The sequence below is a fragment of the Paraburkholderia sp. RL18-101-BIB-B genome (assembly GCF_046026985.1).
Taxonomy (GTDB): Bacteria; Pseudomonadota; Gammaproteobacteria; order Burkholderiales; family Burkholderiaceae; genus Paraburkholderia.
Genome location: NZ_JARESV010000001.1, coordinates 177,446 through 195,831, shown reverse-complemented (window position 1 = coordinate 195,831; position 18,386 = coordinate 177,446). Strand labels below are relative to the sequence as shown.

Sequence of the window (18,386 nt, the reverse complement as noted above, 5' to 3'; positions counted from 1 at the left end):
GTGCCGGGCCACAAGCCCTGGCGCGCGGTGTCGATAATAGACTTAGGAGATGATTGTGGAGACCTCCCACCCTGCCGGCCGTTCATGGCTATGGCTGATCTTGCTGATCCCGTACATCGCATTGCTGTGGCTGCCGTTCTATAACGACACGCGTCCGTCGTTCGCCGGCTTTCCGTTCTTCTACTGGTATCAGTTCTTGTGGGTGCCGTTGACCTCGTTACTGATTTACGTCGTGTACCGAGGTGTCAAATGAGCGATACGAATCCTGTGAATCCGGTTGCGATGACCGTCTTTATCGCATTCTTCGTTCTCGTTACCGTGATCGGCTTCTTTGCCGCGCGCTGGAAACGGGGCGACCTGACGCAATTGCACGAATGGGGCCTCGGCGGCCGCCAGTTCGGCACGGTCATTTCGTGGTTCCTCGTGGGCGGCGACTTCTATACCGCTTATACGGTGATCGCGGTGCCCGCGCTGGTCTATTCGGTGGGTGCGTATGGCTTCTTTGCGTTGCCGTACACGATCATCGTCTATCCGTTCGTGTTCGCGGTGATGCCGAAACTGTGGAAGGTCGCTCAGGCGAAAAACCACATCACGGCAGCGGACTACGTGCAGGGCGAATACGGCGGCAAGTGGTTCCCGGCAGCCGTCGCGATCACCGGCATTGTCGCGACCATGCCGTATATCGCGCTGCAGCTGGTGGGCATGCAGGTCGTGATCAAGGGGCTCGGCGTGACCGGCGAAATGCCGCTGATCGTCGCCTTCGTGATTCTCGCGCTATACACGTATGCGAGCGGCCTGCGCGCGCCGGCGATGATCGCGTTCGTCAAGGACATCATGATCTACATCGTCGTGATCGCGGCGGTGTGGCTGATTCCGGCCAAGCTCGGCGGCTACGCGCATGTGTTCGACGCGGCCGATACGTACTTCAAGGCCAAGGGCGGCGCGACCGGCATCATTCTGAAGCCGACGCAATTCACCGCGTATGCGTCGCTGGCTTTGGGTTCGGCGCTGGCGGCGTTCATGTATCCGCATACGATGACGGCGGTGCTGTCGTCATCGTCGGCGAATACGGTGCGCAAGAATGCGATCTTCCTGCCGGCGTACACGCTGCTGCTGGGTCTGATCGCGTTGCTCGGCTATATGGCGATTGCGGCCGGCGTGCATGTGAAGTCGGCTTCGGACATGGTGCCGGCGTTGTTCAACACGCTGTTCCCGTCGTGGTTCGTCGGCTTCGCGGCGGCGGCGATTGCGATCAGCGCGCTGGTGCCGGCGGCGATCATGTCGATCGGCGCGGCCAATCTGTTCACGCGCAATCTGTGGCGTCCGCTCGTTTCGCCGAATATCTCGCCTGAAGGCGAGGCTTCCACGGCGAAGATCGTCTCCCTCGTCGTGAAGTTCGGTGCGCTGCTGTTCATCGTGTTCCTGCCGACGCAATACGCGATCGACCTGCAACTGCTGGGCGGCGTGTGGATTCTGCAGATCTTCCCGGCGATCGTGTTCTCGTTGTACACGCGTCGTTTGAACACGCCGGGCCTGTTCCTCGGCTGGCTGGCCGGGATCGTGCTCGGAACCGGGCTGGCGATTTCGCAAGGCCTCAAGCCGGTGTTCGCCCTGCATCTCGGCGATGCGGTCTATCCGGTGTATATCGGCCTGATCGCGCTGGCGGTCAATATCGTCGTGAGCTTTGCCGTGTCGGTTCTGTCGCCGCGTAGAGTGGTGGCCGCGGCCTAAGCAATCGATGCCGAGATAAAGGAACGCCGCGGAGCTTGTTTGTCCGCGGCGTTTTTTTATTGTGGCTCGGAGCGCGACCCGCGCCGTTAGAACCGCTCCACGCTGAACGGCCGCGGGTCCACCACGGTTTCCTCGCCGGTCATCATCTCGGCGATCAGACGTCCGGTTATCGGACCCAAGGTCAGCCCGTGATGCGCGTGGCCGAACGCGAACCACAAGCCCGCGTGTTTTTTCGCGGGGCCGATGATCGGCATCATGTCCGATGTACAAGGACGTCGGCCCATCCAGGGTTCGTCGTCGAGACGCTTGCCCAAGGGAAACAGCGTGCGGGCAACCGGCTCGACCGCCGCAAGTTGCGCCGGCGTCTTGGGCGCATCGAGGTTCGCGATTTCCGCACCGGTCGTCAAGCGGATGCCGCGCGCCATCGGCGCCAGCACGTAGCCGCCTTCCGCGTCGAGCACCGGATGATTCAGACGGGCTGTCCCCTGCGGCTCGTAGTGCATGTGATATCCGCGTTTGACGGCGAGGGGCAAGCGGTAACCCAATCGCGTACTCGCGCGATCCGACCACGGCCCCAACGCCACGACGGCGGACGAAGCCGAGATCGTTCCCGCTTCCGTATCGACCTGCCAGGCATCGCGAAGCGTGTCCGCATCGCCGATAAAAAACCGTCCGCCGAGCGCTTCGAAGTATCTGGCGTAAGCGGTGACGAGCGCGTTCGGGTCGCTCACGGAATCGGATTCCGGATAACGCAGGCCGCCCAGTAGCGTCTTGTCGAGATCGGGCTCCATCTGTTGCAGGCGGGCGGCGTCGAGCGCTTCGAACTCGACCTTGTATTCGCGATGCCACTGTTCGGCGAGCCGCAATTCCGCGTCGCGAGCCGCTGCGGTGCGAAACACTTTCATCCAGCCGATCGGGCGTAAAAGCGCGCTCGCGCCGGCATCGGCGGCGAGCGCCCGGTGCTCGCTCACGCAATGCTCGATCAGCGTCGCGTACGACTTCGCAATGGCGGCGTGCCGCGCCGGATGTGAGTTGCGCCAGTACTGCCACAGAAACGGCGCTGTCTTGAGGATGGCGTCGGCATGATAGCGAACGTCCGCCGACTGGTTGCGCGCATAGCGCAGCAACGTGTCGAGTCCCCGAGGAAACGCGTAGGGATAGACGCCTTCACGCTGAATCAGTCCGGCATTGCCGAACGAGGTCTCGTTGCCGGGCAGCTTGCGATCGACCAGCGCGACCTGGCGGCCGCGTTTCTGCAAATGCACGGCGACGCATACGCCGACAATGCCTGCCCCGAGCACAACGGTATCGAATTTCATTCTGCTTATAGGCCTCGCTTGAAGTCGCTTTGTTCGAAGAGTTCCGCGATCCAGTCGACGAACGTTCGGGTCGCGCCGCTTGCGTTTCGGCCGTGCGGATAGACGATCGAAACAGGCACAGCCGACGATCGCGCACTGGCGAGTACTTCTTTCAGACGTCCTGATTTCAGATACGGCAGCGCGACGAATTCCGAGAGCTGGATCAGTCCCAATCCTTCCAGGCCGCATTGCAGATAGGCTTCTGTCTCGTTGACCGAGAAGCGGCTCGGCATGGTCATCGCGAGATCTTCGCCTTGTACGTGGAAGCGCCAGTCGAGCGGCCTCCCTGTCGAGTTCGAGATGTAATTGATCGCACGGTGATCGTTGAGCGCGCTCACGCTGTCGGGCTCGCCATATTCTTTCAAATATCGCGGCGATGCGCACGTGATCCAGCTCAGTTCGCCGAGCCGCCGCGCAATCAGGCTCGAATCCGCCAGTGCGCCGGTGCGGATCACGCAATCGATGCCGTCGTAGATCAGGTCCGCGGGCCGATCGCTCAGACCGAGCACGAGTTCGATGCCGGGAAAGCGCTGCTCGAATTCGCGCAGCCGCGGCAACACGATCGCGCGTCCGATCACGCCCGGCATGTCCGCGCGGACACGTCCACGCGGGGTCGCCGCATCGACGGACAACTCGCTTTCCACGCGCGCGATCTCCGCGAGAATCGCCCGGCAGGACGTGTAGTACCGCTCGCCCGCATCGGTCAGGCTGAGCGTGCGGGTACTGCGCCGGAGCAGGGCGGCGCCCAGCTCGTGCTCCAGATTCTTGATCATCGTGGTCACCGACGAACGAGGCAGCGAAAGCGTCTCCGCGGCCTTGCTGAAGCTCTGAGCCTCGACGATGCGCATGAAGGTCGTCATCGCTTGAAGTTTGTCCATGAGCGGGGCACCTGTCCGGGTTCGCACTGCGCCGTCCACAGGCGCGTTGCAGCGGGCGTTCATCTTACATGGAGTCGTTCGCTTATCCGACTTGAGCCGGCTGGTTCGAGGCGGGCGCTTTCTCAATTCCGTGAGGGCGAACAATGGCGGCGACTTGCGCACCTAGACTCCAGATCGTCCGGCTGACTTCCGCGTGAAGCTGCAACGCAACAGCGTGTTACCGGTGACGGCGGATCGCGCGAGCGAACGCCACTCGATCCATTCCCGAACTTCGAAAAGGTCTCACACATGTCGCACACTCAATCCATTCTCGTGCTCGGCGCCGGTGAACTCGGCATGGCCGTATTGCGCAGTCTCGCGCGGCGCGCCGCGTCGACGCCGGGCGTCTCGCTCGCGGTTCTCCTGCGACCGTCCACCCTGCAATCGAGCGATGCCGCCAGGCAGAAGGAAATCGCCGAATTGCGCGCGCTCGCCATTGAGCTCGTGCCGGGCGATCTGGCCGCGCAGTCCGAGGCCTCGCTTGCGGCGCTGTTTCGGCGCTTCGACACGGTCGTGTCCTGCACCGGGTTTGTCGGCGGCAAAGGCGTGCAGTTGAAGATTGCCCGTGCCGTGCTCGCAGCTGATGTCGCGCGTTATTTCCCGTGGCAGTTCGGCGTGGACTACGACGTGATCGGCCGGGGCAGCGCGCAGGACCTGTTCGATGAACAACTCGACGTGCGCGACCTGCTGCGCGCGCAAGGCCGCACCGAATGGGTGATCGTGTCGACCGGCATGTTCACGAGTTTTCTGTTCGAGCCGTCCTTCGGCGTCGTGGATCTGGAGCAGAACACGGTTCACGCGCTCGGCAGTTGGGACAACGCGGTGACGGTCACCACGGCCGATGACATCGGCAGACTGACCGTGGAGATCATGTTCGCCGAGCCGTGCATCGCGAACGAGGTCGTGTTCGTCGCTGGAGATACGGTGACATATCGTCAATTGGCGGATGCCGTCGACGCGATGCTCGGGCGCAAGGTTCGCCGCGTCGAATGGAGCGTGCCGCAATTGCAAAGCGAACTGGCCGAGGAGCGCGACAGCTCGATCAGGAAGTACCGCGTGGTGTTTGCGGAAGGTGAGGGCGTGTCATGGGACATGGATCGCACGTTCAACGCGCAGCTCGGCATGGCGGTTTGCAGCATGGAGCAGTGGATGCGCGAAAACCTTCTGATGAGCGAGGGCGTGTCGCTTCAGTGAGCGCGCAATCGGGCGGAGCGGCGAGCCGGAGCGGACGGTCGGAACAGAAGGCCCAAGAAGGCCAAAGCAGCAGGCGAATCATCAAGCCGGAACGCCCCGCCGAGCACGGCTCCGCTCAAGTAAAATGCGCCTCGCGCGCGGTCCGCGGATCGACTTGCGGCCGCCCAGGCGCCGACAGCGTGTAAACTGGCGACTTTTTTTGTCTCCGGTGGTATGTTGCAAGCCCCCCAGCGCACCGCCCTCAGCGGCCCGGCGCTCATTCGCTTACTGGCACGCCTCGCGGATGTCGATGTCCCCGAATCCAGGCAATCGCTCTCGGACCGGCTCAGCCAATGGCTCGGCTGGACCGACGCCATTGCGCTGTCCTCGGCACTGAGCGGCACTCCGCCGGCCGTCGCCGCCGGCGCGCGAAGCTTCGGCAGCGCCGAAGAGTCGGAATACGTGCGCGCACGCAGTTCGCTCGCGAAGAACATCACGGGCGATAGCGTGTTCGCAGCCGACAGGCGGCGTGGTCCCGCGCATGCGTCCGCACAGGCGGCGTCGCAGAATACGCCCGCGGAGCCGGCGGCCGATTACGCGGTTTTCCGTCAACGCTACCTCTCCATCCAGCAGTCGATGGAAATGGCGATCGGCAATCTGCGCGGCCGCCTGCGGAGCATGCTGGCCGCCAGAACGCCCGCCATGGCGCGGCTCGCCGTGGTGGATGCGGTGATGGAGCGCGCGCTGAGCGAGCGCGAGCGCAATCTGCTGGCTGCCGTGCCCCTGCTGCTGGCCGGGCACTTCGAGCGCTTGCGCGCGGCCGAGCAGGCGACGCTGGCCGCCGCCGAGGCCGCCGAGGCCGCCGAGGCCGCCGAGGCCGGCGAGTCCGCCGAATCCGCCGAATCCGCCGAATCCGCCGAATCCGCGGACGACGCCAGAAGCAATGCGGCAAGCAGCGCCGCAAGCAACCCAGCGGCGCCCACGCCCGGCGCATGGCTGAATGTGTTCCGCAAGGACATGCAAAGCGTGTTGCTTGCCGAACTGGATGTTCGTTTACAACCGGTCGAAGGGTTGCTCGCCGCCCTTCGCGCCAGCTAACTGGGACACTATGTCCAGATATCGTATTGATCTCGTTGTGTTTTTGGCCGGTCTGGCCGCGGTGTGCTGGATCGCCGCCGGCTACCTCGGTTCGAACCCGCTGGCGCTGGCCGTCACCTTACTGATTGGCGTGTGCTACCTGGCGGGCGCGCTCGAATTGCACCGCTACAACCAGGCCACCGCCACGCTCGCGCACGCGGTCGCCGGGCTGTCCGGGCCGCCGCCGAATCTCGGCGCATGGCTCGAGGCCTTGCATCCGAGCTTGCGCAACGCGGCGCGCCTGCGCATCGAGGGCGAGCGGGTGGCCTTGCCGGGTCCGGCGCTGACGCCTTACCTGGTCGGCTTGCTGGTGCTGCTCGGCATGCTCGGCACGCTGCTCGGCATGGTGGTGACCTTGCGCGGCACCGGCATGGCGCTGGAAAGCGCGACCGACCTGCAAGCGATCCGCGCTTCGCTCGCCGCGCCGGTCAAGGGCTTGGGCTTTGCGTTCGGCACCTCGATTGCGGGCGTGGCCACCTCCGCGATGCTGGGGCTGCTGTCCGCGTTGTGCCGTCGCGAGCGCCTGCAGGCAGCGCAGATGCTCGACGTGAAGATCGCGACGACGCTGCGCATCTACTCGCAGAGTCATCAGCGCGAAGAGGCGTTCAGGCTTTTGCAGCGTCAGACTGAAGTGATGCCCACGCTGGTCGACCGGCTGCAGACGATGATGTCGGCCATCGAGCAACAAAGCCTCGCGTTGAATGAGCGGCAGATCGCCAGCCAGGAGGCCTTCCACGGCAGGGCCGAGGCCGCTTATACGCGCCTCGCCAGTTCGGTCGAGCAGTCGTTGAAGGCGAGCGTGGCGGACAGCACGCGCGCCGCCGGCGCGGCGCTGCAGCCGGTCATGGAAGCCACGATGGCCGGCCTCGCGCGCGAGACGACGGCCTTGCACGACACCGTCACGCACGCCGTGCAGCGGCAACTGGACGGCCTGACGAACGGCTTCGAGACGAGCACGACGACCGTCGCGGCTATCTGGAACAAGGCATTGGCGGGACATCAACGTTCGAGCGAGGAACTGGCGCAGCATCTGCGCGCCTCGCTGGATCGCTTCACCGACACTTTCGAGCAGCGCTCGGCAGGTCTGCTGGATGGCATGTCCGCGCGGCTGGAAAGCACGGCGGGAAATGTCTCGCAGGCGTGGAACGAGGCGCTGTCGCGTCAGGAGAGCGTCGGCGAGAAGCTTGCGGCGAGCAACCAGCAGGCATTGGCGGCGGCCGCTGCGACTTTCGAGCAGCACGCGGCGTCCCTGCTGCGTGGCGTGGGGCAATCGCACGCGGACTTGCAGACCGAGCTGGCTTCGAAGGATGAACGGCGGCTCGCGGTGTGGACCGAGACGCTCGGCGCGATGGCCGCGACCTTGAGCAAGGAATGGGAGCAGTCGGGCACGCAAACCGCGAGCCGTCAGCAGGAAATCTGCGAGACGCTGGCGCAAACGGCGCGTGATATTTCGGCTCAAACGCAGGCGCACGCCAGCAAGACGATTGCCGAAATCGACCGGCTGGTCGAGGCCGCGGCGGAAGCACCGAAAGCCGCGGCGAATCTGCAGGCCGAATTGGCCTCGCGGGATCAGCAACGGTTGGCAGCCTGGACCGAGACGCTGGGCGCGATGGCCGCGACCTTGAGCAAGGAATGGGAGCAGTCGGGCGCGCGCACTGCGACCCGTCAGCAGGAAATCTGCGAGACGCTGGCGCAAACCGCTCGCGACATATCGGCTCAAACGCAAGCCCACGCCAGCAACACGATTGCTGAAATCGACCGGCTCGTGCAAGCCGCGGCGGAAGCGCCGAAGGCTGCTGCGAACCTTCAGGCCGAATTGGCCTCGCGGGACCAGCAACGTCTGGCAGCCTGGACCGAAGCGCTCGGCGCGATGGCCGCGACGCTGAGCCAGGAATGGGAACAAGCGGGCGCACGCACCGCGAGCCGTCAGCAGGAAATCTGCGAGACGCTGGCGCAAACCGCGCGCGACATCTCGGCCCAGACGCAGGCCCACGCCAGCAACACGATCGCCGAGATCGGCCAACTCGTGCAAGCCGCCTCGGAAGCGCCGAAGGCCGCGGCCGAAGTCGTCGCCGAACTGCGCCAGAAGCTCTCCGACAGCATGGTCCGCGACACCGCGATGCTGCAGGAGCGCGCTCGCTTGCTGGAAACGCTGGAAACCCTGCTCGACGCCGTCAATCACGCGTCCACCGAGCAGCGCACGGCGGTCGACGCGCTCGTCGCCACGTCGGCGGATTTGCTGGAGCGCGTCGGCACGCGCTTCACCGACAGGATCGAACTCGAAACCGGCAAGCTAGGCGCGGTTGCCGCGCAAGTCACTGGCAGCGCCGTCGAAGTGGCAAGTCTCGGCGAAGCGTTCGGCACCGCCGTGCAAGTGTTCGGCGAGTCGAACGACAAGCTGGTGACGCACCTGCAACGTATCGAAAGCGCGCTCGACAAATCCCTTGCGCGCAGCGACGAACAGCTTGCGTACTACGTGGCGCAGGCGCGGGAAGTCATCGACCTGAGCGTGATGTCGCAGAAGCAGATCGTCGAAGACCTGCAGCGGCTCGCCGGCCGGCGCGCATCGGCGGGAGCTGAAGCGGCATGAGCGAGGACATCGACGGCGGCGTGGAGCAGGTCGCGCCGATCTGGCCGGTTTTCGGCGACCTGATGTCGGTGCTGCTGGGCGCCTTCGTGCTCATCCTCGTGGGCGTGATCGGCGTGCAACTGGAGCTTTCGAGCAAGCTGGAGCAGGAGGTCAAGCAGCGTCAACTGGAAACGCAGCGCCGCAAGACGCTCGAGCAGGCGCTCGCGGGGCCGCTCGCCGCGGGGCGCGTGACGCTGGTGAATGGGCGCATCGGCATCAGCGGCAATGTGCTGTTTGCGCTGAACTCGGATCAGTTGCAGCCGCAAGGCCGGGATCTGCTGAAGAGTCTGGCCGGGCCGCTGTCCGCGTATCTCGGCGCCAATGACGAAATCCTGATGGTGAGCGGCTTTACCGACGACCAGCGGTTGCGCGAAGGCAATCGCCGTTTCGCCGACAATTGGGAACTGTCGGCGCAGCGCGCGCTGACGGTGACGCGCGCGCTGATCGACGACGGCGTGCCCGCGTCGTCGTTGTTCGCGGCGGCGTTCGGCTCCGGGCAACCCGTGAGTTCCAATACGGACGAACAGGGACGCGCCAAAAACCGTCGTGTGGAAATCGCGCCGGTGCCGAGACCGTCGACTGCAACGGTGAAGCCACGTGATTAACGGCGGCGACAGCGATCCGGCAAGCGGAGCCCGTGCGACGCTCGACGCGTGGCGCGAGCGCGGCGCGGATCGCCTGGATCCTGTGCGCTTCTATTTCATCGATGCGTTCGAGCGGCGCGCGGCCGCTCACAGCGGCGAAACGCGACGGATTCTGGACGAGCGGCTGTCGGGTCTGCTGGACACATATGCCGCGCAAATCGAACGCGCGGCCTCTTCGGCTAACGACGCAGCTGCTCACGGCGCGGGCGAATCCGCGGATGCAACGCTGAAAGGCCTCGTCGATTACATCGCGAGCCAGGATCATGTGCCTGTGGCGAGCGGATTGCCGCACTCCGCTTCGTATCCCGAACTGCCCGCGCTGGATTATTTCAGGGAAGTCTGGTCGAAAGTCCGTACCGAGAAGCAGATGCGGCAGTCGCTGGAACAGGTGCCTGGAAACGCCGGCCCGCTCAACTCGAGCAGCCTCGTGCACCGGGCGCTTTCGCTCATGCGTGAAGTTTCGCCAGGCTACCTCAAGCAGTTTCTGTCCTACGTCGATGCCTTGTCGTGGATGGAGCAGATGAATGGTGGCGCCGCGCCCACCGGTAAAGACGCGCCTCGCGGCGGCAACGCCGGCAAGAGCGCTCGCGGCAAAGCACGCTAGTGCGATATGCGCCGGAATGTTCCCGGCGCTTCTTCCCTCATGGCTGACGACGCTCAGTCGAAATCGAACACGTCGAAAATCGAGCGCTTTTTCTTCTGCGTCCGATAGTCCGTTCGACGGTCGTCGTATCCACGCTGGTTATCGTACGAATGCTCCCGCTCCCGGTAGGCGTCGCGGCTTGCACGCGGCGCGGGCGGTGCGTCGGCACTTGCCGCGTCCTGCGCAATCAGCTTGTCGAGTTCCCCTCGATCGAGCCACACACCCCGGCAGTCCGGGCAGTAATCGACTTCGATCGAGCGACGCTCGGTCATCAGCAGGTCGGTGGTCTTGCAAACGGGGCATTTCATAGTGTCGCTCCTCAAGAGTAGAAAGACATCGAATGCTGGACCGGGCGAGCCGCCCGATCCGGAAACAAACCATCACACGGTATCGACCGTTGCCCGGTGCTGAGTGCGCTTCGATTTCGCGCGGCGCACCAGCATGTTCATCGCCTCGACGAAACCGGAGAACGCCATCGCCACGTAGATGTAGGCCTTCGGCACGTGTGAGCCAAAACCTTCCGCAATCAGCGTCATGCCGATCACGAGCAGAAAGCTGAGCGCGAGCGTGACGATGGTCGGATTGCGATCGATAAAGCGTGACAGCGGGCGTGCGGCGAACAGCATTGCCAGGACCGCGCTGATCACCGCGACGAACATGATCAGCATGTGTTCGGTCATGCCGACCGCGGTGATGATGCTGTCGACCGAGAACACCATATCGAGCACCAGGATCTGGCCGATCGCGGCCGCCACGGTCAACTGGACGGTGCTGCCCGTCTTGCTGCGTTCCTCTTCGGCATGGACCACGTGATGGTGAATTTCACGCGTCGCCTTCCAGACGAGGAACAGGCCACCGCCGAGCAGAATCAGATCGCGCCACGAAAACGCGTGACCGAAGAGCGTAATGGCCGGCGCGGTCAACTGCGCGATCCACGCGACCGTGCCGAGCAGGCCGAGCCGCATCACGAGCGCGAGCATGATGCCGATGCGCTGCGTGCGAGCACGTTGCGCTTCCGGCAGCTTGTTGCTCAGGATCGAGATGAAGATCAGGTTGTCGATGCCGAGCACGATTTCCATCACGACCAGCGTGAGGAGCGCGGCCCATGCGGCGGGGTCGGCAACGAGTGTGAGCAGAGTGTCCATGGTGTCCGTTGGCGAATGAATGCGGGTGACGTCGGATTAGCGTCATGATCGCCATCTTCTGGCTTCGGATAAATCAGTGATAATCTGAGCGACGTATCGTTTTTTTCGAAGTGTTACGCCCATGCTCAATTACCGTCACCTGTACTATTTCTGGATCGTCGTGAAAGAGGGCGGCTTCGCGCGCGCGGCCGAACGGCTCGACATGGCGGTGCAGACCATCAGCGCGCAGGTTCGGGAGCTCGAAAAATCGATCGGGCGTCAATTGCTGAAACCGGCGGGGCGCGGCGTCACGATGACGGAAGCCGGGGAGACGGCGTTCAATCGCGCGGAACAGATTTTTCAGCTCGGCGAGGCGCTCCTCGACGAGATGCGCGAGGCCGGAGGGGAAGGCGTGGTGCGGCTCGCCGTCGGTCTGTCCGACGGCATTTCAAAGCTCGCGGCGCACGCGTTGCTGGCGCCGGTGCTTGGTACGCCGTCGCTGCGGCTCTTGTGTCACGAGGGCGAGCACGCCGAATTGATGTCGGAACTCGCGCTGCATCGGCTCGATCTGGTGCTCGCTTGCCAGCCGGCGCCGCACAATGCCGACCTGCGCGTGCTGAGCCAGCGCCTCGCCGGTTCGCCGGTCGACTGGTATGGCCCGACGGAAATCGTCCGCAAGTCCGCGCGCGCGGGCTTTCCGCAGTGCCTCGCGGACGTGCCCGTACTTTTGCCGACCCGCCACGCCGCCTTGCGCGCGCGGCTCGACCGCTGGTTCGACGCGCAGGGCATCCGGCCGCGCATCGTCGGCGAATTCGAGGACAGCGCGCTGATGGCGGTGTTCGCCGCGCGTGGCCTCGGCGTGTTTCCGCTCGCGGAACTCGGCGCGGAGGACCTGTCGCTGCTGCGGGGCCTGCGCTGGCTCGGCCGCGCGGATGGCGTGATCGAGGAGATTCACGCCATCCGCTCGCGTCGCGGGCAACATCACGGGCTCGCTTCTCAGGTGGTGGCCGGCGCGCGTTGATAACTGCGCATGACGCGCGACGGAAGCCCGTGACGGTTGGCGGCCGGCGTCAGATTGGGTCCCCACGCGTTCAGGATGGCCGCGAGCAGGGCGATTTCGCCGTCCGCCAGATAATCGTCCGCGACCGTAACGGCGACACATAGGCGAATGATCTTGCGGCGCAACGCAGGATCGTCGATTTCGTCGATCAAGGTCGTGAGCATGGCCGGATCGAGACGGCCCACCGGCGGCGCGAATGACAGATGCGCGACCGAATGGTCCTCGCACAGCGTTTGCACGATCTGCTCGAACTGCGCGGGCGCGAGACCGAGTTCGCCGGCGATATTCAAGCGCAGCAGCACGCGCTCTTCCGAACTGCACACGTGACCGTCCGAAGTGAGGGCCAGCGCGACGATGCGTGCTGCGGCTTGCGGGCTGTTACGCGGATAGGTTCGCATGATATTTTCCTTGCGTGGACGATGTCCGTAGTGAAGATGAACTCCAGTCTGCGGTGCGTTCAGGATCGGATAAACCTGCTAATTACGAAGCGAAGGTTCGGAAAAGACGAAGCTCGGCGAGGCGATCACGAAAAGGCGATGTTTGAAGAATGCTCGTGTGCCACGGCACGTCCCGCGTTCGCGCTCGAACGTTTGCAGCGTTTGATTACATCGTGACGGCTTTCTATGTTGAAAGCTGCTCATACCGGCATCCCGCGCGGCTAGCGGGAAGTTCTTTCCTCCGACAAATCACGGCCTCTCAAGCCCGCAACTACATTCCGCGAGTCATGTCCGCAAGTCCGCCCAGTCTCCGGCAGCAGATACGTTTCTGTACCAGCAGCGACGGTGTGCGCATCGCCTATGCGGTCTCGGGCACCGGTCCCGTGATCATCAAGGCGGCGAACTGGCTGAGCCATCTCGAACTCGATCTGAAGAGTCCCGTGTGGAGCCATCTGGTCGAGGAACTGAGCCGCAATCACACGCTCGTGCGCTACGACCAGCGCGGCTGCGGCCTATCTGATCGCGACGTAGCGGAGATTTCATTCGAAGCCTGGCTGCATGATCTCGAGGCGGTAATCGACGCGAGCGGCGTCGAGCGCTTCACGTTGCTGGGCATATCGCAGGGCGCGTCGATTTCCGTCGCTTACGCGGTCGCGCATCCGGAGCGCGTGAAGCAATTGATCCTCTACGGCGGCTATGCGCGCGGCAAGCTCAAGCGGCACGGCGGCGACGCGATGCGCGACGAGGCCGAAACGCTCGTCAAACTCGCCGAACTCGGCTGGGGGCAGCAGAATCCGGCTTTCCGGCAATTCTTCACGACGCAGTTCATCCCTGGCGGCACGCCCGAGCAGCATCGCTGGTTCAACGAACTCGAACGCATGACCACCACGCCGCGCAACGCCGCGCGAATCATGCGGGTCTTCAACGAGATCGATGTCGTCGATCTGCTCGAACAGGTCACGTGCCCGACGCTTGTGCTGCACGCGAGTGGCGATGCCCGCGTGCCCTTCGAAGAAAGCCGCCTGCTTGCGGGACAGATTCCAGATGCGCGATTCGTGCCGCTCGAAAGCGAAAATCATCTGTTGCTCGATACGGAACCCGCGTGGCTGCGCTGGCGCGAGGAAATCAGAAACTTCCTTTCCGCCGACGTCGCCATCGACCCCGTGTTCGCCACGCTGACGCCGCGTGAGCGCGACATTGTCGAGCTGATTGCGGGCGGACGCGATAACGCGCAGATTGCCGCGCGGCTCGCGCTCAGCGAAAAGACCGTGCGCAATCACATCACGAGCATCTTTGCGAAGCTCGAAGTGGAGAACCGTTCTCAGGCCATCGTGCTCGCCCGCAAGGCGGGTTTCGATTCTCCCGCCGCCTGACGGTATCGGACCAGCCTGGGCATCCGGGACACAGGTCCCCCTGGCACTGCACTAATTCGCGCTATCCGGGCTGCTTGCCGGGACCGCCGCCTCATGTGCGCTACGACCCCCACACGGAAAATTCGATTCAGACGGTGACCCATGCGAAGTCTCGCTGCGCCGCTCGAATCCCTTTTCCATCGAGGAGTAGTGCCATGAATGCCATCCAGGCTGAGTTGCCGTCCCAGCGTTACGCGAGATGTATTGAAGTGTCCCGGCGTATCCGCTGGGATATCGACCGCGACGTGATTCGCGGACGCCGCTTCGATCTCTCGCACAAGTTCCTGCCCGACGGTCTCACGGAAGTCGACCGGCTGCCGTTCCTGAACGCGGACGAGCGCCGGCTGATGTCGCAGGTGCAGGGACGCACTTACGCAAACATGTTCCGGCTGGTCGAGCGTTTTGTCGGCGCGAAGATGCTCGAAGTAGGCCGCGATCACGCGCTGGGTGACCAGATCGCGCTCGAAGCCGTGATGCGTTTCACCGAAGAAGAACTGAAGCATCAGGAACTGTTCCGCCGCATTGAGATACTGGCCGGTGAGGACATGCCGACGGGTTACCGCTTCTTGCCGCCGACCGACGACGTCGCGAACTTCGTTCTCGGCAAATCGACGTGGGCCATTCTCGCGCTGACCTGCTGCATCGAAATCGTGACGCAGGTGCATTACCGTCAGAGCATGGAAGTCGATGACAGTCTGTCGCCTCTGTTCAAGGACGTGTTCCTGTTTCACTGGAAAGAAGAGTCGCAGCACGCGATCATCGATGAACTCGAATGGCTGCGCGACGATGCGAAGCTCGATGCCACGGCGCGGGATGCGGCGATTAGCGACCTGATCGAATTGATCGGCGCGGTGGACGGTTTGCTGCAATTGCAGGCCAAGGCCGACGCGGAGTACTTTCTCGCCAATGCCGGACGCACGTTCACGGATCACGAACAGGCGCGCGTGAAGGCCGGGATGCTGGATGCGTATCGCTGGCAGTACATCGTGTCGGGGGTTGAAGAGCCGCGCTTTTCCAAACTTCTGACGAGCCTGATCGACGAACCTCAGGGCGAGCGGCTGGGCGCGTCGCTCGCGCCGATCGTGCAGCGCACATTGAACAGTGTGATGCTGAATCAGATGTGATGACGACTGAGGCAGCAAGGCTGCCTCGGTTTTTGACGGCAGCGGGGTCTTGCCGAAAAGTCCGGATGAGTTAACACTCGCGGGTGAACATCTGCCCAAATAACTCATAAGGATGGACCATGCTTCGATTTATCGTGACCCGGGGCGTATTGATGTACGGCGTTTCCAGCGCACTGATTTCTCTTGGCATCCGGTGGTATGTTCACTCGACGATCAGCGTCAGAGAAGTATTGTGGGCATTCGTTGTATTCCCGTTGGGCGGCGTTGCGTGGGGAGCGATGACGTGGTGGTGCGACCAGCCGGTTTCTCGTCGATAATCAGCGATTGATAACAACTCGAATAACCGCAAACCGGAGGCAATTCTGGAATCGACATCGACGCTTCGAAGCAGATCACTCGCCGCTCTCACCACTGTACCTACGCCGATCCTCATTTTTGCCGGAGTAGCGTCCATCCTGCTGGCGCAATATGCGATCTCCATTTGCTTGGGCGGAGTATTCGGTTATCCGACGCCGGGTCTCGACCCGTTTGCCGGACGCCCACTGTGGCTCAAAATTCTATGGGTCGCTTTATTTGCGCCGCTGTATGAGACTTTTCTCTTTCAGTGGCTGATCATCAAGTTCTTGCGAGGGCCGTTGCGTCGTTCGTGGGGAGTTGCCGGCGTCGTATCCACCGTGGTGTTCGGCCTCGGACACGGGCATACCGATTGGCGCGCGATTAGAATGCTGGCCACCGCGGCAATTCTGACTTCGATCTTTCTCATCGAAGCCAGACGGTCGGGGCCCGCCTTTCGCGCCACATTTGCAACGCATGCGCTTTTCAACAGTTTGACGATCGCATTGAGCCTGTGACGATCAAGGCTGCTGCGCGTCATCGTTATAAAAACAATTGGGAATTCAATGCAGCCCACTTTGAACCGGATCTTGCTGTATGTGAAAGACGTCCCTAAGACCTGTGCGTTCTATGAACGACACTTCGGATTCGCCCGCAAAGTCGACCCAGATGACCGCATCATCGAATTGGTGTCGCCGCACGGCGGCGCCATCATCATGGTTCATCAGGCGGGGAGGGCAGTGAAGTCCGGACAAGTGACCGTCAAGCTCGTTTTCGATATTCGGGACGTTGAGGCGTTCAAGGAGCAATGCGCAAAGAACGGCCTGCAATTCGGCGCAACGCATCGGGCGGACGGCTACACATTTGCCAATGCCAAGGACCCCGACGGCAATTCCATCTCGATCTCCAGCCGCAGTTTCGCTTCCAGCCGCTAGACGCGAACGCCCGCGTGCGGTGAGTTCGATGCGGGGAAAAAAGGAGCGTCGATCGGAGGAAGACCGACGCTCAAAAGGAGAACCCGCTGTCCACAGGTTCACACACACCGTACCGCCATCAATGCATGGGCATGTTTTGCATTGCCGGCTGATTGTCGCTGAGCGCGCTCTGCTGGGCTGCGTGCATGGCGGCTACTTTTCTTTCCGCTTCCTGAATATCGGCCGGATAGTCGCTTTCGTCGCCGCGAGACGGGTCGTAGCCGGCGGCTTCCAACTCCTCGAGTTCATGGCGGACTTCTGCGCGCGTGACTTGATGCGTGCCGGGCGTGGCCGATGTTTGCGCATAGGCACCGCTCGCCGTCGCCAGAAGGGCAGCGCTTGCGACGAGTGCGCCGGCTACGGCGCGGACCATGAGACGGTTCAGAGAGATCAGTTTCATGTCAATACTCCTCGATATGCGAGCGCAATGTTCGAACTCGACGCGAGTCGGCATCAGCACGCTCTGAACCGGTAAACCAGCGGAGTGGATTTCTTATTCCCGGCAGCGCGTTGAGAAAAGCGTGGGAATAACCACCTCGGATTCCGCGTCTTGCAGTGCGTGAAGACACGAATTGGGGGTGATCAAAATGGACATCATCGACATGGCCCGTCAATCGGGAATGGCGGTTATTCTCGACGCCCGGATTGGCCGGGAGGAATACCACAGCGTGTGCGGTTCGCTGTCGGCGCTACAGAAATTTGCGGACGCTATTCGCCAGGCGCCGGTGAATCACAAAACGGGTGGCAACCGGCAGGAACGGCCTCGTGCGTGGGGGCCGAAATGAATCGAACGCGCATTGCGACCTGGAAGCCTCTGCTTGCGGGCGATATGCTGCGAGCCGCCGGGCGCGCGCCGCTGATGCCTTTTCGGCGGCCGCTGAGTTTGTCTGCTCGCGTTGTGAAGGAATCGACCGTCCATACTCTTCTGCGCCGCTGTCAGCTCGTGTCCGGTGTGGTTCTGCTGGTCTATCTTTCCCTGCACCTGATCAATCACGCACTCGGAATCTGGTCGCTGGATCTTGCGGGGCGCGGTCTTGTGCTGGCGCTGCGGGTGTGGCGCAGTGCGCCGGGAACGGTGCTCCTTTATGGCGCGTCGTTATTGCATTTTTCGCTGGCGCTGCGAACGATCTATGGCCGCCGTCACTGGAAGCTGCCGCTCACTGAATGGGTTCGGCTTTGGGCGGGACTGAGTCTGCCTCTACTGCTGATCCGCCATGTGGTGTCCACCCGCCTTGCCTCGTCGCTGTACGGTTTCGAGCCGAACTACGAGCGCATCGTGATATCGCTCATCACCAGCGGCACGCAAGGTTTGCAGCTTGCACTGCTTGCGCCGGGCTGGGTGCATGGTTGTCTGGGACTGTGGCTGCGTATACGTCATCGTGAAGGGGCGCGGCGCGCGAAGCCCTTTCTGATTGCACTGCTCGTTCTGTTGCCTACGCTGTCCGCTGTGGGTTTTGTTCGAATGAAGCTGGCGGTCCTGGCACTTCGTGTCGGACCATTGCACGCCGACCCGAAGCTGGTCGGGCATCAACTCGCGCTCGATGCATGGCGCCACAACATCCTGATGCTGTATCTGTCGTTGCTGATCGGCGCGTTCGTGGCGGGCCAGCTACGCAACTGGGTGGAACGTCGGCGGCTTCGGAAGGCGATGATTGACGCCTGATTCTCGACGTTCATCGCGTGTCATTCA

General features: G+C 63.0%; 21 protein-coding genes. 14 read left to right on the top strand and 7 right to left on the bottom strand.

Annotated features, from left to right (window positions below; all coding sequences use genetic code 11):
• Window positions 1-55 precede the first annotated feature (55 nt).
• A complete protein-coding gene (locus tag P0D73_RS00905) occupies window positions 56-253 on the top strand; it encodes a DUF3311 domain-containing protein (protein ID WP_132377789.1) in 198 nt (65 codons plus the stop codon).
• Entirely contained in the window at window positions 250-1,731 is a 1,482-nt protein-coding gene (mctP, locus tag P0D73_RS00900; RefSeq protein WP_132377787.1) for a monocarboxylate uptake permease MctP, read from the top strand. The genes P0D73_RS00905 and mctP overlap by 4 nt, the downstream gene beginning before the upstream one ends.
• 86 nt (window positions 1,732-1,817) lie before the next feature.
• Here mctP and P0D73_RS00895 read toward each other — a convergent pair whose 3' ends face one another.
• A complete protein-coding gene (locus tag P0D73_RS00895) occupies window positions 1,818-3,050 on the bottom strand; it encodes an NAD(P)/FAD-dependent oxidoreductase (RefSeq protein ID WP_408429113.1) in 1,233 nt (410 codons plus the stop codon).
• Window positions 3,051-3,055: 5 nt separating this feature from the next.
• Entirely contained in the window at window positions 3,056-3,967 is a 912-nt protein-coding gene (locus tag P0D73_RS00890; RefSeq protein WP_408429111.1) for a LysR family transcriptional regulator, read from the bottom strand.
• 288 nt (window positions 3,968-4,255) lie between these two features.
• Here P0D73_RS00890 and P0D73_RS00885 point away from each other — a divergent pair, with 288 nt between their 5' ends.
• The 5 genes from P0D73_RS00885 (at window position 4,256) to P0D73_RS00865 (ending at window position 10,193) form a co-directional block, all read left to right on the top strand.
• Window positions 4,256-5,200: an aromatic alcohol reductase gene (locus tag P0D73_RS00885; protein WP_408429109.1), complete on the top strand. Its 945-nt coding sequence runs from the start codon at window positions 4,256-4,258 to the stop codon at window positions 5,198-5,200.
• A gap of 213 nt (window positions 5,201-5,413) precedes the next feature.
• Window positions 5,414-6,277: a DUF3348 domain-containing protein gene (locus P0D73_RS00880; protein ID WP_408429107.1), complete on the top strand. Its 864-nt coding sequence runs from the start codon at window positions 5,414-5,416 to the stop codon at window positions 6,275-6,277.
• A 10-nt stretch (window positions 6,278-6,287) separates the two neighbouring features.
• Window positions 6,288-8,906 (top strand): DUF802 domain-containing protein, encoded by a 2,619-nt coding sequence (locus P0D73_RS00875; RefSeq protein WP_408429105.1) that lies wholly within the window; start codon window positions 6,288-6,290, stop codon window positions 8,904-8,906.
• Window positions 8,903-9,550 carry an OmpA family protein gene (locus P0D73_RS00870; protein WP_132377777.1) on the top strand — a complete coding sequence of 216 codons (648 nt, stop codon included), beginning with the start codon at window positions 8,903-8,905 and terminating at the stop codon, window positions 9,548-9,550. The genes P0D73_RS00875 and P0D73_RS00870 overlap by 4 nt, the downstream gene beginning before the upstream one ends.
• On the top strand, window positions 9,543-10,193 hold the full coding sequence (locus P0D73_RS00865; RefSeq protein WP_408429103.1) for a DUF2894 domain-containing protein: 651 nt from the start codon (window positions 9,543-9,545) through the stop codon (window positions 10,191-10,193). Before P0D73_RS00870 ends, P0D73_RS00865 begins: the two co-directional genes overlap by 8 nt.
• A gap of 53 nt (window positions 10,194-10,246) precedes the next feature.
• Here P0D73_RS00865 and P0D73_RS00860 read toward each other — a convergent pair whose 3' ends face one another.
• Together P0D73_RS00860 and P0D73_RS00855 are read right to left on the bottom strand one after the other, a co-directional pair.
• Window positions 10,247-10,540, bottom strand: a complete 294-nt coding sequence (locus tag P0D73_RS00860; protein WP_408429100.1) for a TFIIB-type zinc ribbon-containing protein — start codon at window positions 10,538-10,540, stop codon at window positions 10,247-10,249.
• Between the two features lie 72 nt (window positions 10,541-10,612).
• A complete protein-coding gene (locus P0D73_RS00855; protein WP_408429098.1) occupies window positions 10,613-11,377 on the bottom strand; it encodes a TerC family protein in 765 nt (254 codons plus the stop codon).
• A gap of 121 nt (window positions 11,378-11,498) precedes the next feature.
• On the opposite strand from P0D73_RS00855, the gene P0D73_RS00850 reads away from it, so the two are divergent.
• A complete protein-coding gene (locus P0D73_RS00850) occupies window positions 11,499-12,377 on the top strand; it encodes a LysR family transcriptional regulator (RefSeq protein WP_408174992.1) in 879 nt (292 codons plus the stop codon).
• Here P0D73_RS00850 and P0D73_RS00845 read toward each other — a convergent pair.
• A complete protein-coding gene (locus P0D73_RS00845) occupies window positions 12,353-12,814 on the bottom strand; it encodes a TerB family tellurite resistance protein (RefSeq protein WP_408174990.1) in 462 nt (153 codons plus the stop codon). The two genes, P0D73_RS00850 and P0D73_RS00845, sit on opposite strands and share 25 nt — an antisense overlap.
• A 326-nt stretch (window positions 12,815-13,140) precedes the next feature.
• Here P0D73_RS00845 and P0D73_RS00840 point away from each other — a divergent pair, with 326 nt between their 5' ends.
• Both P0D73_RS00840 and P0D73_RS00835 read left to right on the top strand, forming a co-directional pair.
• Window positions 13,141-14,226: an alpha/beta fold hydrolase gene (locus P0D73_RS00840; protein ID WP_408429095.1), complete on the top strand. Its 1,086-nt coding sequence runs from the start codon at window positions 13,141-13,143 to the stop codon at window positions 14,224-14,226.
• 194 nt (window positions 14,227-14,420) lie between these two features.
• Window positions 14,421-15,389 (top strand): hypothetical protein, encoded by a 969-nt coding sequence (locus P0D73_RS00835; RefSeq protein ID WP_408174988.1) that lies wholly within the window; start codon window positions 14,421-14,423, stop codon window positions 15,387-15,389.
• 202 nt (window positions 15,390-15,591) lie between these two features.
• Here P0D73_RS00835 and P0D73_RS00830 read toward each other — a convergent pair whose 3' ends face one another.
• Window positions 15,592-15,870: a hypothetical protein gene (locus P0D73_RS00830; RefSeq protein ID WP_408429092.1), complete on the bottom strand. Its 279-nt coding sequence runs from the start codon at window positions 15,868-15,870 to the stop codon at window positions 15,592-15,594.
• A gap of 4 nt (window positions 15,871-15,874) precedes the next feature.
• On the opposite strand from P0D73_RS00830, the gene P0D73_RS00825 reads away from it, so the two are divergent.
• Both P0D73_RS00825 and P0D73_RS00820 read left to right on the top strand, forming a co-directional pair.
• Window positions 15,875-16,240 (top strand): CPBP family glutamic-type intramembrane protease, encoded by a 366-nt coding sequence (locus P0D73_RS00825; RefSeq protein WP_408429090.1) that lies wholly within the window; start codon window positions 15,875-15,877, stop codon window positions 16,238-16,240.
• A 48-nt stretch (window positions 16,241-16,288) separates the two neighbouring features.
• A complete protein-coding gene (locus tag P0D73_RS00820) occupies window positions 16,289-16,657 on the top strand; it encodes a VOC family protein (protein ID WP_132377761.1) in 369 nt (122 codons plus the stop codon).
• 118 nt (window positions 16,658-16,775) lie between these two features.
• On the opposite strand, the gene P0D73_RS00815 is transcribed toward P0D73_RS00820, so the two are convergent.
• Window positions 16,776-17,096 (bottom strand): DUF4148 domain-containing protein, encoded by a 321-nt coding sequence (locus P0D73_RS00815; protein ID WP_132377759.1) that lies wholly within the window; start codon window positions 17,094-17,096, stop codon window positions 16,776-16,778.
• Between the two features lie 187 nt (window positions 17,097-17,283).
• Here P0D73_RS00815 and P0D73_RS00810 point away from each other — a divergent pair, with 187 nt between their 5' ends.
• A complete protein-coding gene (locus P0D73_RS00810) occupies window positions 17,284-17,481 on the top strand; it encodes a hypothetical protein (protein ID WP_132377757.1) in 198 nt (65 codons plus the stop codon).
• Between the two features lie 74 nt (window positions 17,482-17,555).
• Window positions 17,556-18,359 (top strand): hypothetical protein, encoded by an 804-nt coding sequence (locus P0D73_RS00805; RefSeq protein WP_408429602.1) that lies wholly within the window; start codon window positions 17,556-17,558, stop codon window positions 18,357-18,359.
• Window positions 18,360-18,386 lie beyond the last annotated feature (27 nt).

What these genes read in the sequence shown, in the direction of transcription:
- mctP (WP_132377787.1), top strand. Translation starts at nt 250, where the DNA reads ATGAGCGATACGAATCCTGTGAATCCGGTTGCGATGACCGTCTTTATC.
- P0D73_RS00895 (WP_408429113.1), bottom strand. Translation starts at nt 3,050, where the DNA reads ATGAAATTCGATACCGTTGTGCTCGGGGCAGGCATTGTCGGCGTATGC.
- P0D73_RS00890 (WP_408429111.1), bottom strand. Translation starts at nt 3,967, where the DNA reads ATGGACAAACTTCAAGCGATGACGACCTTCATGCGCATCGTCGAGGCT.
- P0D73_RS00885 (WP_408429109.1), top strand. Translation starts at nt 4,256, where the DNA reads ATGTCGCACACTCAATCCATTCTCGTGCTCGGCGCCGGTGAACTCGGC.
- P0D73_RS00880 (WP_408429107.1), top strand. Translation starts at nt 5,414, where the DNA reads ATGTTGCAAGCCCCCCAGCGCACCGCCCTCAGCGGCCCGGCGCTCATT.
- P0D73_RS00875 (WP_408429105.1), top strand. Translation starts at nt 6,288, where the DNA reads ATGTCCAGATATCGTATTGATCTCGTTGTGTTTTTGGCCGGTCTGGCC.
- P0D73_RS00870 (WP_132377777.1), top strand. Translation starts at nt 8,903, where the DNA reads ATGAGCGAGGACATCGACGGCGGCGTGGAGCAGGTCGCGCCGATCTGG.
- P0D73_RS00860 (WP_408429100.1), bottom strand. Translation starts at nt 10,540, where the DNA reads ATGAAATGCCCCGTTTGCAAGACCACCGACCTGCTGATGACCGAGCGT.
- P0D73_RS00855 (WP_408429098.1), bottom strand. Translation starts at nt 11,377, where the DNA reads ATGGACACTCTGCTCACACTCGTTGCCGACCCCGCCGCATGGGCCGCG.
- P0D73_RS00850 (WP_408174992.1), top strand. Translation starts at nt 11,499, where the DNA reads ATGCTCAATTACCGTCACCTGTACTATTTCTGGATCGTCGTGAAAGAG.
- P0D73_RS00845 (WP_408174990.1), bottom strand. Translation starts at nt 12,814, where the DNA reads ATGCGAACCTATCCGCGTAACAGCCCGCAAGCCGCAGCACGCATCGTC.
- P0D73_RS00840 (WP_408429095.1), top strand. Translation starts at nt 13,141, where the DNA reads ATGTCCGCAAGTCCGCCCAGTCTCCGGCAGCAGATACGTTTCTGTACC.
- P0D73_RS00835 (WP_408174988.1), top strand. Translation starts at nt 14,421, where the DNA reads ATGAATGCCATCCAGGCTGAGTTGCCGTCCCAGCGTTACGCGAGATGT.
- P0D73_RS00830 (WP_408429092.1), bottom strand. Translation starts at nt 15,870, where the DNA reads ATGGAGATCGCATATTGCGCCAGCAGGATGGACGCTACTCCGGCAAAA.
- P0D73_RS00820 (WP_132377761.1), top strand. Translation starts at nt 16,289, where the DNA reads ATGCAGCCCACTTTGAACCGGATCTTGCTGTATGTGAAAGACGTCCCT.
- P0D73_RS00815 (WP_132377759.1), bottom strand. Translation starts at nt 17,096, where the DNA reads ATGAAACTGATCTCTCTGAACCGTCTCATGGTCCGCGCCGTAGCCGGC.
- P0D73_RS00810 (WP_132377757.1), top strand. Translation starts at nt 17,284, where the DNA reads ATGGACATCATCGACATGGCCCGTCAATCGGGAATGGCGGTTATTCTC.
- P0D73_RS00805 (WP_408429602.1), top strand. Translation starts at nt 17,556, where the DNA reads ATGCCTTTTCGGCGGCCGCTGAGTTTGTCTGCTCGCGTTGTGAAGGAA.